10 protein-coding genes are annotated in these 15,138 nt (G+C 74.7%); 6 read left to right on the plus strand and 4 right to left on the minus strand.

Annotated features, from left to right (window positions below):
* Together AB0I41_RS09670 and AB0I41_RS09675 are read right to left on the minus strand one after the other, a co-directional pair.
* The gene (locus tag AB0I41_RS09670) at window positions 1-3,570 is read right to left on the minus strand and encodes an SGNH hydrolase domain-containing protein (RefSeq protein WP_357104134.1); all 3,570 of its coding nucleotides are present in this window, start codon (window positions 3,568-3,570) and stop codon (window positions 1-3) included.
* 35 nt (window positions 3,571-3,605) lie between these two features.
* Window positions 3,606-4,907, minus strand: coding sequence for a hypothetical protein (locus AB0I41_RS09675; RefSeq protein WP_357104136.1), 1,302 nt, complete (start codon window positions 4,905-4,907; stop codon window positions 3,606-3,608).
* Between the two features lie 188 nt (window positions 4,908-5,095).
* Here AB0I41_RS09675 and AB0I41_RS09680 point away from each other — a divergent pair, with 188 nt between their 5' ends.
* The 6 genes from AB0I41_RS09680 to hutH are packed head-to-tail and all read left to right on the plus strand — an operon-like array spanning window position 5,096 to window position 12,965.
* Window positions 5,096-5,950: a MurR/RpiR family transcriptional regulator gene (locus tag AB0I41_RS09680; RefSeq protein WP_357104137.1), complete on the plus strand. Its 855-nt coding sequence runs from the start codon at window positions 5,096-5,098 to the stop codon at window positions 5,948-5,950.
* Window positions 5,951-5,963: 13 nt separating this feature from the next.
* Window positions 5,964-7,676: a urocanate hydratase gene (gene hutU, locus AB0I41_RS09685; RefSeq protein WP_357104139.1), complete on the plus strand. Its 1,713-nt coding sequence runs from the start codon at window positions 5,964-5,966 to the stop codon at window positions 7,674-7,676.
* Window positions 7,673-8,872: an allantoate amidohydrolase gene (locus AB0I41_RS09690; RefSeq protein WP_357104141.1), complete on the plus strand. Its 1,200-nt coding sequence runs from the start codon at window positions 7,673-7,675 to the stop codon at window positions 8,870-8,872. Before hutU ends, AB0I41_RS09690 begins: the two co-directional genes overlap by 4 nt.
* A complete protein-coding gene (locus AB0I41_RS09695; RefSeq protein WP_357104296.1) occupies window positions 8,869-10,230 on the plus strand; it encodes a formimidoylglutamate deiminase in 1,362 nt (453 codons plus the stop codon). The genes AB0I41_RS09690 and AB0I41_RS09695 overlap by 4 nt, the downstream gene beginning before the upstream one ends.
* Before the next feature lie 30 nt (window positions 10,231-10,260).
* Window positions 10,261-11,430, plus strand: coding sequence for an imidazolonepropionase (hutI, locus tag AB0I41_RS09700; protein ID WP_357104143.1), 1,170 nt, complete (start codon window positions 10,261-10,263; stop codon window positions 11,428-11,430).
* The gene (hutH, locus tag AB0I41_RS09705) at window positions 11,427-12,965 is read left to right on the plus strand and encodes a histidine ammonia-lyase (protein ID WP_357104146.1); all 1,539 of its coding nucleotides are present in this window, start codon (window positions 11,427-11,429) and stop codon (window positions 12,963-12,965) included. Before hutI ends, hutH begins: the two co-directional genes overlap by 4 nt.
* A 45-nt stretch (window positions 12,966-13,010) precedes the next feature.
* On the opposite strand, the gene AB0I41_RS09710 is transcribed toward hutH, so the two are convergent.
* Both AB0I41_RS09710 and AB0I41_RS09715 read right to left on the minus strand, forming a co-directional pair.
* Window positions 13,011-13,934 carry an AEC family transporter gene (locus tag AB0I41_RS09710; RefSeq protein ID WP_357104149.1) on the minus strand — a complete coding sequence of 308 codons (924 nt, stop codon included), beginning with the start codon at window positions 13,932-13,934 and terminating at the stop codon, window positions 13,011-13,013.
* Between the two features lie 33 nt (window positions 13,935-13,967).
* Entirely contained in the window at window positions 13,968-15,137 is a 1,170-nt protein-coding gene (locus AB0I41_RS09715) for a mandelate racemase/muconate lactonizing enzyme family protein (protein ID WP_357104151.1), read from the minus strand.
* Between the last annotated feature and the right edge of the window lies 1 nt (window position 15,138).

Here is a 15,138-nt window from a genome sequence, read left to right on the forward strand (position 1 = left end):
TCACCCCATCACCATCTGCAACTGCTCGTCGAGCCGGGTCGCCAGCGTCCGCGCGTACGTCGCCGTCAGGTGGTTCGTGTCGCGGTACACGAGCACCCCGCCGATGACCGCCGCGCACCGGTCGGCGGGACAGATGGCGTCGTTCAGGTCGACCAGCCGTACGCCCGTCAGGCCCTTCGCCGCGTCCACCTGGAGCGGACCGATGCCGGCCAGAGCGTCGTCGCGCGGCACCGCGCACCTGGTCAGCTGCTCTCGATGGGCCGACACGCACTCCGCGACGTCCAGGCGCGGCGCCGGGGTGTCCCGCAGCACCACCAACGGGGCGACCTGGGCCAGCGACCGCCAGGTCCGGCGCATCCCGTCCACCAGCGCCGCCCGGCCCTCCGCCCCCTTCAGCGTCCGGCCGTCGCGGTAGGCGGAGTAGTTGTAGCTGGTGGTCACGACCAGGTTCGGGCGGTCGGCGGCGAGCCTGGCGCGCAGGTCCCGGTTCCAGTCCACGCAGCTGACGTTGGGGCGTTGGCCGTCCCCGCCGACCACCTCGACGTCGAGGACCGGGCACTGAGACTTGGTGTACGTCAGCAGCCGCCAGTTCCGTCGTTCCACCACCGCCCGCAGGGTGGGCACCCACTGCGCGGCGTGCGAGTCGCCGATCACGGCGACGGTGACGGCGGACTCCCGGGCGCCGTACGCGCAGCGCAGCACCTTGCGTTCGGCCTGGCTGGCGTGGCACCGGTCGGCGTAGACCGACGGCAGGTCGTCCCGGGCCACCGAAGGGTCGGGCACGACCGACGGGACGCGGTCGACGGGCACCCCCACGCTGGTGGTGTCGTCCGCGGTCAGCACGGCGGCGCCCAGCGCGTTGCGCATGGCCGCGCTGTCCGGCGCGGCCGGACCGGTGGCGACCTGGAAGGCCAGGCCCGCGCAGACCGACAGCACGGTGCAGGCCGCCCCGACCGCAAGCGCGACCCGCGGTCGCACCGCAAGCTGCGGCGAGTGCCAGACCGGCCGTTCCACCAACCGGCTGGTCAGGTACGCGAGCACCACGGAGAGGGCCACGGTGGCCGCCACGGCCGGCAGGCCCGGGTCGGGCATTCGCGCGGTGAGCACCGCCAGCAGCGGCCAGTGCCAGAGATAGAGCGTGTACGAGACGCCGCCGAGGAACTGCATCGGCGGCAGCCGCAGGAGCGCGACCGGGCCGTACCGCTCGGTCGCCCCGGCCGCGATGACGAGGGCCGCCCCGACGGTGGCCGGCAGCGCCATCGCGCCCGGGAACGGGGTCGTGGTGTCGAGGGCCACCGCGGAGGCCACGATGGCCGCGACGCCCAGCCAACCCGCCGCCGACGCGACCGCGCCGGACAGCCGCCGCAGCGGGGCCAGCGCGAGCAGCGCACCGACCGCGAGTTCCCACATCCGGGTGGTGGTGACGAAGTAGCTCCGACCGGGGTCGGTCTCGACCAGCAGCACCGACCAGGCGAAGGAGGCCGCCCAGACGACGCCCACCGCGCCGAGCGCGAGGGTGCGGAACCCGGAGTGCGGGGCGCGTCCACGCCGGGCCAGCCAGGCGACGCCTACCAACAGCACCGGCCACACCAGGTAGAACTGCTCCTCGACCGCGAGCGACCAGTAGTGCTGCACGATGCTCGGGGCCTGGTCGGCGGCGAGGTAGTCGACCGACTGCTCCGCGAGCCGCCAGTTGACCAGGTAGAGGGCGCTGCTCACGACGTCCCACGCGGTGTCCCGCCAGCGGATGGCCGGCAGCAGGAGGTACGTCAGGACCAGGGCCGCGAGCAGGACGAGCGCGGAGCTAGGCAGCAGTCGCTTGGCCCGTCTCGCCCAGAACCGGCCGAGCGACAGCCGGCCCCGGGCGGCCACCTCGGCCGCCATCCCGGTGGTGATCAGATAGCCGGAGATGACGAAAAAGACGTCCACCCCGACGAACCCGCCGGAGACGTACGGGACACCGGCGTGCCAGAGCACCACCAGCAGGACGGCGAGCGCGCGGAGGCCCTCGATGTCCGGGCGGAACGCGCCCCGCGGCCGCTCGCGCGGTGCCTCGGGTGCGGCGTCGGCGGGCGTCGCACGTACGGCGTCGTCGGTGTCGGCCGGCTCCTGCGCCGGCGCGGGTGGCCGGGCCTCGGGCCGGTTCAGCACCACCGTGTCGTCCATCGAGGACGGCGCGGGCAGGTCCGTCCTGCCCGTCCCCGGCAGGGCCAGCACGACCGTGTCTTCCAGCGACGACGGCACCGGCGCGGCGGTCGCGGCCGGCGGGACCGGATCGAGCGGGGTGACCGCCTCCCGGGCCGGCGGCTCCGCGCCGGCGCCCTTCGGGGCCGCATCGACGGCATCCGGGTCCGGTCCGCCCGACACGGCCGGCCGCAACCGGCGGCCGAGCGCGCGCTGCAGGAAGCTCACCGCGCCGATGACGAGCACGCCGCCCCCGCCGGAGAGCAGGTACAACCACCAGTTCGCTGCGTTCTCCGTGGCGTCGCCGTCCAGCCTCAGCCGCTCCTGCGCCCGCTGCCGGTACGCCCGGGCCGCGACGTGTCCGGGGTCCTGGGTGAGGACGTCGTCGAACCGCTCGATCGCCTGTGAGTACCGGCCGGCGAAGTAGACGTTCAGGGCCGACCGGAAGGTGCGGTCGACCTCGCTCAGCCGGTTGTCGACACCGCTCTGGTCGAGGAGCCGCTCGATGTTGGCGGTGACGATCAGATCGCGGATGGGTTCGCCATCGGCGGACGTGTCGGTGTCCAGGAGCGCGACGAGCCGGCCGGCGGCGTCCACGGCCGGGCCGCCCCGAGAGTCGGGGCCGATCTGCCCGGCCACGCCGGTGCGGTTGGTCCCGGTGCGCCCGATTACCTCGACCGTCCGGTTGCGCGCGGTGTAGGTGGCGGAGTCGTCAGTGGTCTCGTCGAGCGCGTAGCCGAGGATGTCCACTGTGGACCCGGTGCGCAGGTCGGGGGCGGTCGCGAGCTCGATGGCCGCGAGGCCAGCGCGACGCAGCCTCACCAGGGCCACGTTGCCGTCGACCGCCGGTAGCGCCTTCGTGACCACGCCGGCGACGGCCGGGGCGGCGCTGTCCCCGGAGGTCGCCGCGCCGAACTGCCCGGTCAGCCGCAGGGTCGGCGTCGTGCCGCGCTTCACACCGGTGAACGTGGACGAATCTCTGAGGCCGGCGACGAAACCGTCCAACCGCTCCGCCGTCAGCTCGTTCTGCTGCACGAGGGTGCGGCCGAGCCGGTACAGGGCGTTGACGAGCAGCACCTCCCGGCTCGGCTGTACGCAAACGGTGGTGGTCACCACGTAGCCGTCGGGGTTCACCACCACGCCGCTGCACCGGCGCACCACGACCACCGGCTCGGGACGGACCAGGGCGCCGCTGGCAGTGTTCCGGAGGTAACCGACGTACCTCGCCTCGAGGAAGACGGTGGAAGGGGTCGCCACCGCGACCGCCGGCTCGTTCCGGGCGTACGTCGGCACCGCCGCCGCAGCGGGGACGGCGCTGGCGTAACCGATAGCGATGGTGCCGAGCAGGACGGCGAACCGACGCGCCAAGGCCGTACCAGAGGGCATGTCGGATCTCCGCGAACGATGAAGGGTCGGCTCGGTCAGAAGATCAGCGTGTCGCGGAGGTGGTTGGCCACCCGGCGCAGCCGGCCCGCCCCGTCGGTCGGGGAGGTCATCCGGAAGACGAGCTGACGGTCGATCTGCCCGGTGTCCCCGCCGCGCCAGTACGCGACGATCACGAGGCCGTACCGGCGTTCACCGTCGAGCTCGAGCTTGCTGGAGTCGGCGTAGGAGACGAACTGGCTGCCCCGCATCCACTGGAGGCCCCAGGCGTCCTCCTCCTGACGCATCGCGGTCTGCCGCTGCGTGTCGCACGGCACCGGGCAGTCCCGCACGATCAGCTCGCCACCGATCTGCTGCTTGTCGTTCGAGAGGCCGCAGTTGTACTTGACGAAGCCCTGCGCGCGGCCGGCTGGGGTGCAGTCCCACTCCGCCGGCACCTTCAGCGTGAAGCCCAGGCCCTCCAAATCGGAGAAGGTGCGTACCGCGTCGCCCGGGTTGAACTTGGGCCACTCCTTCGGCCACTCGCCCGCGCTCGGCGGCTCGATGCCGGGCGACTGAGGCGGCGACTTCTGCTCCGGCTGAAGCGCCGGGCTGGTGGAGGCGGCGGTCTTCGGCTTGCCGGGGCCGTCCGAGCTCGCCCAGACGAAAGCGCCACCGGCGCCGGCGATCATCACCAGGACCAGGACCGCGATCCCGATGCAGAGGCCGGTCCGGCGCCGCCGCGGCGCGGAGGGCTGGATCCGGCGGTCGGTGGAGGCGAACGGGTCGTACGGCGGGCCGCTGGTCGGCTGCGGGTACGCGGGCGACACCGGCGGCCCGGACACCTGGTGCGGGGGCGTGGAGACCGGCTGCGGCGGGGCCGAGACCGGCGGCGCCTGGTGCGGCGGCGCTGACACCGGGGGCGTCGACACGGGCTGCGGTGGGGCGGAGACCTGCGTCGGGTCCCCCTGCACCGCCCACGGAGCCGGCTGCGACTGCTGCGCCGGGGGCACCTGGAGCATCGCCACGGTGCTGTCCTCGCCCGGCTCCTCGCTGTGGATCTCGTGACCCAGCGCGAGGAAGAGCCGGTCGGCACCCGGCCCGCCATCGGCCGCGTACGCCACCCAGGGCGCGGGCGCCTCGAAGTCGGCGGCCAGGTACGGCCCGCCGCCACCGCCCGGAGCGGCCAGCGCGTCGGCCATGTCGGCGAACGCCCGGCGCCAGGCCGGGTCGTCGGCGACCACCGGCTCGAGCACCGCGACGGTCACCAGCCGGTCCTGCCCGTCGACGGCCCACCAGGCTCTGCCGACCTGGCAAACGCCCATCACCTCGGTGAACCTGTACGGAACGTCCGGCTGCATGCCCCACTCCTCTGCTCACCCGCCGTGCGGATAGTACAGAAACGCCGCCAGCCCGGCGGTCGCCGGCAGCCGGCGACCGCAACCCGCACAACCAGCGCTTCCTCCTGTGTGGACGACCGGCGGACGGGCGGGGGTGACCGGGCGGGCGGCGGTTGCGCTCTGAAAGTTTTTATGCATAGAGTCACCACATGAATGACGGAGCTGTCGCCGCACCCCCTGACCGGGTGCTCGACCTGTTCCACGGCGTGCGGCTCACCCCCACCCAGCGGCGGATCGCGCACTGCCTGGTGCAGCACGCCGCCGCCGCGGCATACCTCTCCGCCGCCGAGGTGGCCGAGCTGGCCGGGGTCAGCCAGCCGTCGGTGACCCGGTTCGCCGTCGCGCTCGGCCACGACGGCTACCCGGCGCTGCGCCGCCGGCTGCGCGAGGTGACCGCCGGCGCGGACGGAGCGGGAGACGCGGGAGACGGCAACGAGCTCCAGCGGGCGGTCCGCGCCGAGATCGCCAACCTGGACCGGCTCGCCGGCGAACTGGCCGACCGGGACCGGCTCGCCACCGCCGGGCACCTGTTGGCGGCGAGCCGCCCACTGCCGGTGCTCGGGCTGCGCGCGGCCGCGCCGCTGGCCGCGTACTTCGCCTACTTCGCCGCGAAGGTGCACCCGGACGTCCGGGTGCTCGACGACGGCGGCAGCCTGCTCACCGACCGGCTGGAGCAGGCGGCGGCGGCCGGGGCGAGTGCCCTGCTCGCCTTCGTCCTGCCCCGCTACCCGCGGGAGACCTTCGAGGCGCTGCGCGAGGCGCGGGACGCCGGACTGACCGTCGTGGCGATCACCGACTCGCCGGTGAGTCCCGCGACCGAGTACGCCGAACTGGTGCTGCCCGCCGCCGTCGGCACCGACCTCGTCTTCGACCTGCACACCGCCCCGATGACCCTGGCCATGGTGGTCCTCCAGGCGATCTGCGACGCCTCCCCGGCGGACACGCAGGCCCGCCTGGAGGCGTTCGAGTCGTCCGCCGCCCGCCGCCAGTTGTTCCTCGGCTGAGAGGAGTTCCGAGATGCACCAGCCCGTCCGCGCCGCCCGCGGCACCACACGCACCGCCCAGGGGTGGCCGCAGGAGGCCGCCCTGCGGATGCTGATGAACAACCTCGACCCGGAGGTGGCCGAGCGCCCGGACGACCTGGTCGTCTACGGCGGCACCGGGAAGGCCGCCCGGGACTGGCCGTCGTACCACGCGTTGGTGCGCACGCTGACCGAGCTGCGCGACGACGAGACGATGCTGGTGCAGTCCGGCCGCCCGGTGGGGGTCATGCGCACCCACGAGTGGGCGCCCCGGGTGCTGCTGGCCAACTCGAACCTGGTCGGTGACTGGGCCACCTGGCCGGAGTTCCGCCGCCTCGAACAGCTCGGCCTGACCATGTACGGGCAGATGACCGCAGGCTCGTGGATCTACATCGGCACCCAGGGCATCCTCCAGGGCACGTACGAGACGTTCGCCGCCGTCGCGGCCAAGAGGTTCGACGGCACGCTGGCCGGGACGCTGACGCTGACCGCCGGCTGCGGCGGGATGGGTGGGGCGCAGCCCCTCGCGGTCACCATGAACGGCGGTGCCTGCCTGATCGTCGACGTGGACCGCAGCCGGCTGGAGCGGCGGAGGCACGACCGCTACCTCGACGAGGTCGCCGACTCCCTCGACGACGCGGTCGAGCGGGTGCTGGCCGCGAAGCGGGACCGCCGGGCGCTCAGCGTCGGGGTGGTCGGCAACGCGGCGGTCGTCTTCCCCGAGCTGCTGACGCGGGGCGTCGAGATCGACGTGGTGACCGACCAGACCAGCGCGCACGATCCGCTGTCGTACCTGCCGGTGGGGGTGGAGCTGGCCGACGCCCGGGACTACGCGGCGGCGAAGCCGGCCGAGTTCACCGACCGGGCGCGGGCGTCGATGGCGAAGCACGTCGAGGCGATGGTCGGCTTCCTCGACGCGGGGGCGGAGGTCTTCGACTACGGCAACTCGATCCGGGGTGAGGCCCAGCTCGCCGGCTACGAGCGGGCGTTCGACTTCCCCGGTTTCGTGCCGGCGTACATCCGGCCGCTGTTCTGCGAGGGCAGGGGCCCGTTCCGGTGGGCGGCGCTCTCCGGCGACCCGGCCGACATCGCCGCCACCGACCGGGCCATCCTGGAGCTGTTCCCGGAGAACGAGTCCCTGGCCCGGTGGATGCGGATGGCCGGCGAGCGGGTCGCCTTCCAGGGCCTGCCGGCGCGGATCTGCTGGCTCGGGTACGGCGAGCGGGACAAGGCGGGCGTGCGGTTCAACGAGATGGTCGCCTCCGGTGAGCTGTCCGCGCCGGTGGTGATCGGCCGGGACCACCTGGACTGCGGCAGCGTGGCGAGTCCCTACCGGGAGACCGAGGCGATGGCCGACGGCTCCGACGCGATCGCCGACTGGCCACTGCTCAACGCGCTGGTCAACACCGCCAGCGGGGCGTCCTGGGTGTCCATCCACCACGGCGGCGGGGTGGGCATCGGGCGGTCCATCCACGCCGGGCAGGTCTGCGTCGCCGACGGCACGGCGCTGGCCGGGCAGAAGATCGAGCGGGTGCTCACCAACGACCCGGCGATGGGCGTGATCCGGCACGTGGACGCCGGCTACGAGGCCGCCCGCGAGGTCGCGGAGCGGACCGGGGTGCGGGTGCCGATGGCGGAGGGTGCCGTGAGCGCGAGGAGTGCAGCGCAGCGGAGCCCCGCAGCCGCGAACAACGGAGGTGCCGCGTGACCGACCTGGCCGGCCGGTTCCGGGCGCTGTGGGACGAGATCGCGCCGGTCGGGCGGGACGCCGGCAGCGGCGGCTACCTGCGCTACGCGCTGACCGAGCCGGAGCTGTGGCTACGGGAGTGGTTCCGCGAGCAGGCCGACCGCCGGGGCATGCCGGTCACCGCCGACGGCAACGGCAACCTCTTCGCCTGGTGGGGTGACCCGGCGGGCGGCGGGGCGGTGCTGACCGGCAGCCACTTCGACTCGGTGCCGCACGGCGGGGCGTACGACGGGCCGCTCGGCATCGTCAGCGCGTTCCTCGCCGTGGACGAGCTGCGGGCGGCGCATGTCGTGCCGGACCGGCCGATCGCGGTGGCCGCGTTCGTGGAGGAGGAGGGGGCCCGGTTCGGCGTACCGTGCCTGGGGTCGCGGCTGCTCACCGGGGAGATCGCGGTGGACCGCGCGGCCGGGCTGCGCGATGCGGCCGGGGTGAGCTTCGCCGAGGCGCTCGGTGACCGCCCGGCGGGCGCCGACGCGGGCCTGCTCGGCCGCTTCGCGGCCTTCGTGGAGCTGCACGTCGAGCAGGGCCGCGCGCTGGTCGAGCGGGACGCCCCGGTCGCCGTCGCCAGCGCGATCTGGCCGCACGGCCGCTGGCGCTTCGACTTCCACGGCGAGGGCAACCACGCGGGTACGACCCGGATGGCCGACCGCCGCGACCCGATGCTGACGTACGCCTTCACGGTCCTCGCCGCGAACAAGGAGGCCCGGCTGCGCGACGCGCACGCCACCGTGGGCCGGGTGTCGGTGGAGCCGAACGCCACCAACGCGATCCCGTCGCGGGTGACCGGCTGGCTGGACGCCCGGGCGGCCGAGCCGGACACCCTGCACGGGCTGGTCGGGGCGGTGCACGCCAAGGCCGCCGAGCGGGCGAAGCGGGACGGCACGGAGCTGACGCTGACGGAGGAGTCGGCGACCCCGCTGGTCGCCTTCGACGGCGGGCTGGCCGACCGGCTGGCCCGGCTGCTCGACGCGCCGGTGCTGCCCACCGGGGCGGGGCACGACGCCGGGGTGCTGGCCGCGCACCTGCCCACCGCGATGCTCTTCGTGCGCAACCCGACCGGGGTGTCGCACTCCCCCGCCGAGTCGGCCGGCGACGCCGACTGCGCCGCCGGGGTGGCGGCCCTGGCCCGGGTACTGGAGGAGCTGGCATGCCGATGACCCGCTGGCTGGCCGAGTACGCCTGGCTGCCCGACCACGCCGAACCCACCCCGGACGTGCTGATCGAGGCGGTCGACGGGCGGATCACCGCCGTCGCCCCGCTGACCGCCGACGGTCCCACCGCCGGGGTCGAGGTGCTGGGTGACGCCGTCCGGCTGCCCGGGCTGACCCTGCCCGGCCTGGCCAACGCCCACTCGCACGCCTTCCACCGGGCGCTGCGCGGGCGCACCCACAGCGGGCGGGGCGACTTCTGGACCTGGCGGGACCGGATGTACGCGGTCGCGCAGCGGCTCGACCCGGACTCGTACCTGGCCCTGGCCCGGGCCGCGTACGCGGAGATGGCGCTGACCGGGATCACCTGCGTCGGCGAGTTCCACTACCTGCACCACGGCCCCGGCGGCACCCCGTACGACGACCCGAACGCGATGTCGGCGGCGCTGGTGGAGGCCGCCGCGCAGGCCGGCATCCGGATCACCCTGCTGGACACCTGCTACCTGACCGCCACGGTGGACGGCGCCCCGCTGGTCGGGCCGCAGCGGCGCTTCGGCGACGGCGACGCGCTGCGCTGGGCGGACCGGGTCACCGCGTTCATCCCGGAGGGCGGTCACGCCCGGGTGGGCGCGGCGATCCACTCGGTCCGCGCGGTGCCGGCGGAACAGCTCGCCACCGTCGCCGGCTGGGCCGACCAGCGGGGCGCGCCGCTGCACGTGCACCTGTCGGAGCAGCCCGCCGAGAACGACGCCTGCCGGGCGGTGCACGGCCGCACCCCGACCCGGCTGCTCGCCGACCACGGGGTGCTCGGCCCGGACGTCACCGCCGTGCACGCCACCCACCCGACCGGCGCGGACGTGGCGCTGCTCGGGGAGAGCCGCACCGGGGTCTGCCTCTGCCCCACCACCGAGCGGGACCTGGCCGACGGGATCGGTCCGGCCCGGCGGATGGCCGAGGCCGGCAGCCCGCTCAGCCTGGGCAGTGACAGCCACGCCGTGGTCGACCTCTTCGAGGAGGCGCGCGCGGTCGAACTGGACGAGCGGCTGCGCACCCGGCGGCGGGGGCACTTCACCGCCGTCGACCTGCTGGCCGCCGCGACCACCGGCGGGCACGCCGCGCTGGGCTGGGCCGACGCCGGCCGGCTCGCCGTCGGCGACCGCGCCGACCTGGTCACCGTACGGCTCGACACCGCCCGTACGGCCGGGGTGCCGCCGGTGGGCGCGTTCTTCGCCGCGACCGCCGCGGACGTCAGCGCGGTGGTGGTCGACGGGCGGCAGGTGGTGCGCGACGGCCGGCACCTGACCGTGGACGTGCCGCACGAACTGCACGCCGCCGTCAAGGAGGTGACCGGTGCGCGCGAGGAGTGAGCCGGAACGGCCCGGGACGGGAGGCGCGGCGTGAGCAGCCTGCTGGTCGACGACATCGGGGAGCTGGTCACCAACTCCGCCGGCGTGGGCGAGGACGGCCCGCTCGGCATCCGCCGCAACGTTGCGCTGCTGGTCGAGGAGGGCCGGGTGGCCTGGATCGGCCCGTCCCGGGACGCCCCGGCGGCCGACCGGCGGCTCGACGCCGGCGGCGCCGCGGTGCTGCCCGGCTTCGTGGACAGCCACGCCCACCTGGTCTTCGCCGGTGACCGGGCCGCCGAGTTCGCGGCCCGGATGGCCGGGCAGCCGTACACCGGCGGCGGCATCCGCACCACGGTCGGCGCGACCCGGGCCGCCTCCGACGAGGAGCTGCGGGCCACCGTGCGCCGGCTGCGCGGGGAGGCGACACGGCAGGGCACCACCACCATGGAGATCAAGAGCGGGTACGGCCTCACCGTCGCCGACGAGGCCCGCTCGCTGCGGATCGCCGCCGAGGTCAGCGAGGAGACCACCTTTCTCGGCGCGCACGTCGTCCCCGCCGAGTACGCCGGCCGCCCCGACGACTACGTGGGGCTGGTCTGCGGGCCGATGCTCGCCGCCGCCACCCCGTACGCGCGCTGGGTGGACGTCTTCTGCGAGCGGGGCGCCTTCGACGCCGACCACACCCGGGCGATCCTCACCTGCGGGCAGGCGGCCGGGCTGGGCGTGCGGGTGCACGCCAACCAGCTCGGCCCCGGGCCGGGGGTGCGGCTCGGGGTGGAGCTGGGCGCGGCCAGCGTCGACCACTGCACCCACCTGACCGCCGCCGACGTCGACGCGCTGGCCGGCTCGCCGACCGTCGCCACCCTGCTGCCGGGGGCGGAGTTCTCCACCCGCTCGCCGTACCCGGACGCCCGCCGGCTGCTCGACGCGGGCGTGACCGTCGCGCTCGCCACCGACTGCAACCCCGGCTCGTCGTACACCTCGTCGATGCCGTTCTGCGTCGCGCTCGCCGTACGCGAGATGCGGATGACCCCGGCGGAGGCCGTCTGGGCGGCGACCGCCGGCGGCGCGCGGGCGCTGCGCCGCGACGACGTCGGGGTGCTCACCCCGGGCGCCCGGGCCGACCTCGTGGTCCTGGACGCCCCGTCCCACCTGCACCTGGCCTACCGGCCGGGGGTGCCACTGATCCGCCACGTTCTGCACAACGGAGTGCCGCAATGACGACCGTATGCATCCAGCCCACCGGGATCACCCCCGCCGACGTGCTCGCCGTGGCCCGCGGCACCGCCAAGGTCGTCCTCGACCCGGCCACCGTGGACGCGATGACCGCCAGCCGGTCCATCGTGGACGGGATCGAGGCCGCCGGCCGACCCGTCTACGGCGTCTCCACCGGCTTCGGCGCGCTGGCGAACACCTTCGTCGCGCCCGAGCGGCGGGCCGAGCTGCAACACGCGCTGATCCGCTCGCACGCCGCCGGGGTCGGCGCGCCCATGCCCCGCGAGGTGGTCCGGGCGATGATGCTGCTGCGGGTCCGCTCGCTGGCGCTCGGCCACTCCGGGGTCCGCCCGCTGGTCGCCGAGGCCCTGGTGGACCTGCTCAACCACGAGATCACGCCGTGGGTGCCGGAACACGGCTCGCTCGGCGCCTCCGGCGACCTGGCGCCGCTGGCCCACTGCGCGCTGGTGCTGCTCGGCGAGGGCTGGGTGCTCGGCCCGGCCGGCGAGCGGCTGGACGCCGCCGAGGCGCTGCGCCGGGTGGGGCTGGAGCCGATCGCGCTGGCCGCCAAGGAGGGGCTGGCGCTGATCAACGGCACCGACGGCATGCTGGGCATGCTGCTGCTGGCGATCCACGACGCCCGGCACCTGTTCACCATGGCCGACGTGACCGCCGCGCTGGCCATCGAGGCGATGCTCGGCTCGGAGCGGCCGTTCCTGCCCGAGCTGCACGCCATCCGGCCGCACCCCGGCCAGGCCGCGTCGGCGGCGAACATCCACCGGCTGCTGCAGGACTCCCGGGTGATGGACTCGCACCGCGACGACCTGGCGCACGCGGTGCAGGACGCGTACTCGATGCGCTGCGCCCCGCAGGTGGCCGGCGCCGCGCGGGACACGCTGGACTTCGTCGTGACGGTGGCCGAGCGGGAACTGCTGTCGGTGGTCGACAACCCGGTGGTGCTGCCCGACGGGCGGGTCGAGTCCACCGGCAACTTCCACGGCGCGCCGCTCGGTTTCGCCGCCGACTACCTGGCCATCGCCGCCGCGGAGGTGGGCGCCATCGCCGAGCGCCGGGTCGACCGGCTGCTCGACGTGGCCCGCAACCGGGAGCTGCCGGCGTTCCTCTCCCCCGACGCCGGGGTCAACTCCGGCCTGATGATCGCCCAGTACACGGCCGCCGGGATCGTCGCGGAGAACCGTCGGCTCGCCGCCCCCGCCTCGGTGGACTCGCTGCCCACCAGCGGGATGCAGGAGGACCACGTCTCGATGGGCTGGGCGGCGGCCAAGAAGCTGCGCACGGTGCTGGACAACCTGACCAGCCTGCTCGCCGTGGAGCTGCTGGCCGCCGTACGCGCACTCCAGCTCCGCGCCCCGCTCACCCCGTCCCCGGCCGGGCGGGCCGCGGTCGAGGCGCTGGGCCCGATCGCCGGCGAGCCCGGGCCGGACGTCTTCCTCGCCCCGGTGATGGAGGCCGCCCGGACGGTGCTGGCCGGGCCGGAGCTGCGGGCCGCCATCGAGCGGGAGGTCGGCCCGCTCGGCTGAGCCGCCGCGGGCCGTAGCCGGCTCGCGGCTGGTCCGACCGTCGGCTCAGCTCGCCAGCACCGCCACGCCGACCAGCACGGGCAGCGCCGCCACGGTCGAGAGCAGCACCGAGTCCCGCGCCAGGACCGTGCCCCGGCCGTAGTGGGCCGCGTAGACGAAGACGTTCTGCGCGGTCGGCAGCGCGGCGGTGACCGTGCAGGCCAGGACGATGCCGTGCGGCAGGCTCAGCGCGAAGCGGGCGACGAGGTAGGCGACCACCGGTTGGGCCACCGCCTTCAACAGCACCGCGAGCCGTACCTCCGGTCCGGTGTCCCCGGACCCGGGGGTCGGCGCGCCGTACAGGGAATGGCCGTAGGCGAGCAGCGTGGCGGGGACCGCCATCGCCGCGACGAGTTCGACGGGCCGCATGACCGGCTCCGGCGGCACCCAGCCGGTGAGACCGACCACCAGGCCCAGGACACAGGCGATGGTGACCGGGTTGGTGAGCGGCTGGGTGACCGCCGCGACCGGTGACCGCCGCCGCGGACCCGTCGTGGACTCGAGGACGACGAACGCGAGCGGCGCCATCACGACGAGCTGGAACATCAGCACGGGCGCGACGTAGGAGGCGTCGCCGAGGACGTAGACCGCGATCGGAATGCCGATGTTCGCGGCGTTGACGTACGACGAGGCCAGGGCGCCGATCGTCGTCTCGGCGACGGGTCGGCGCCACCGCACCGTGGCGACCGCCACGAACAGTGCCGCCACGGTGGTGGCGCTCACCACCGTGACGACGAGGACGGCCGAGATGACCGCGTGGAGGTCGGCCCGGGCCACGGTCCCGAAGAGCAGCGCCGGGGTCGCCACGAGGAACGCCACCCGGGACAGGACAGCCCCCGCCTCGGGACCCAGCACACCGCCCCGGCCCAGGAGGTAGCCGACGGCGATCACGGCCACGATGACGGCGAATCCGTTGAGCACATCCTGCACGTGGGCTTCCCTCCACCGCCGGCGCCCGACCGGTCAGGGCCGTGGGCCGGTCTCCGTCCGGGCCACCGTCCAGGCGTCGACCTGTTCGCTGAGCGTCACCCCGAGTCCGGGCCGGTCGGGCACGACCATCCGGCCGTCCCGGAGTTCGAGCCGCTCGTTGAAGAGCGGCTCCAGCCAGTCGAAGTGCTCCACCCACGTCTCACCGGGGTACGCGGCGGACAGGTGCAGGTGGATCTCCATGGCGAAGTGCGGCGCCATCGACAGGCCCTTGTGGTCGGCCAGCGTGGTGATCCGCAGGAACTGGGTGATGCCGCCCACCCGGGGCGCGTCCGGCTGGATGAAGTCCACCGCGTCGGCCTCGATCAGCCGCCAGTGCTCGGCGGGGCTGGTCAGCATCTCCCCGGTGGCGATCGGGGTGTCCAGGGAGGCGGCCAGCCGGGCGTGCCCCTCGACGTCGTACGCGTCCAGCGGCTCCTCGATCCACACCAGGTTGAGCGGTTCCATCGCCCGGCCGAACCGCTGCGCGGTGGGCCGGTCCCACTGCTGGTTGGCGTCGATCATCAGGGGGAACCGGTCGCCGAGCAGCTCCCGGACCGCGGTCACCCGCTTCAGGTCGGCGGTGGTGTCCGGCTGGCCCACCTTGATCTTGATCCCGCCGATGCCGCCGGCCACCAGCGCCCGGGCGTTCTCCAGGACCTTTTCCAGCGGGCTGGAGAGGAATCCGCCGGAGGTGTTGTAGCAGGGCACCGAGTCGCGGTGGGCACCGAGCAGCTTGGCCAGGGGCAGGCCGGCCCGCTTGGCCTTGAGGTCCCACAGGGCAATGTCGAGCGCGGCGATCGCCTGGGTGGCCAGGCCGCTGCGGCCGACCGAGGCGCCCGCCCAGACCAGCTTCTTCCACAGCCGGGCGATGTCGTTGGGGTCCTCACCGACGAGCTCCGGCGCCACCTCGGCGGCGTGCGCGAACAGTCCTCGGCCGCCGGCCCGCTTCGAGTAGCTGAAGCCCAGGCCGTGGTGGCCGTCGGTGGTGACGATCTCGGCGAACAGGAAGGCCACCTCGGTCAGCGGCTTCTGCCGGCCGGTCAGCACCTTCGCGTCGCTGATCGGCGTCCGCAGCGGCAGGTACACCAGGCGGAGCCCGACCCAGGCGATGCGGTCGCCGGACGAGGTGGGGGCCGGGGCGGCAGCCTTGGCGGGAAGGGTCACC

It is taken from the genome of Micromonospora sp. NPDC050200 (assembly GCF_040656135.1).
GTDB lineage: Bacteria > Actinomycetota > Actinomycetes > Mycobacteriales > Micromonosporaceae > Micromonospora.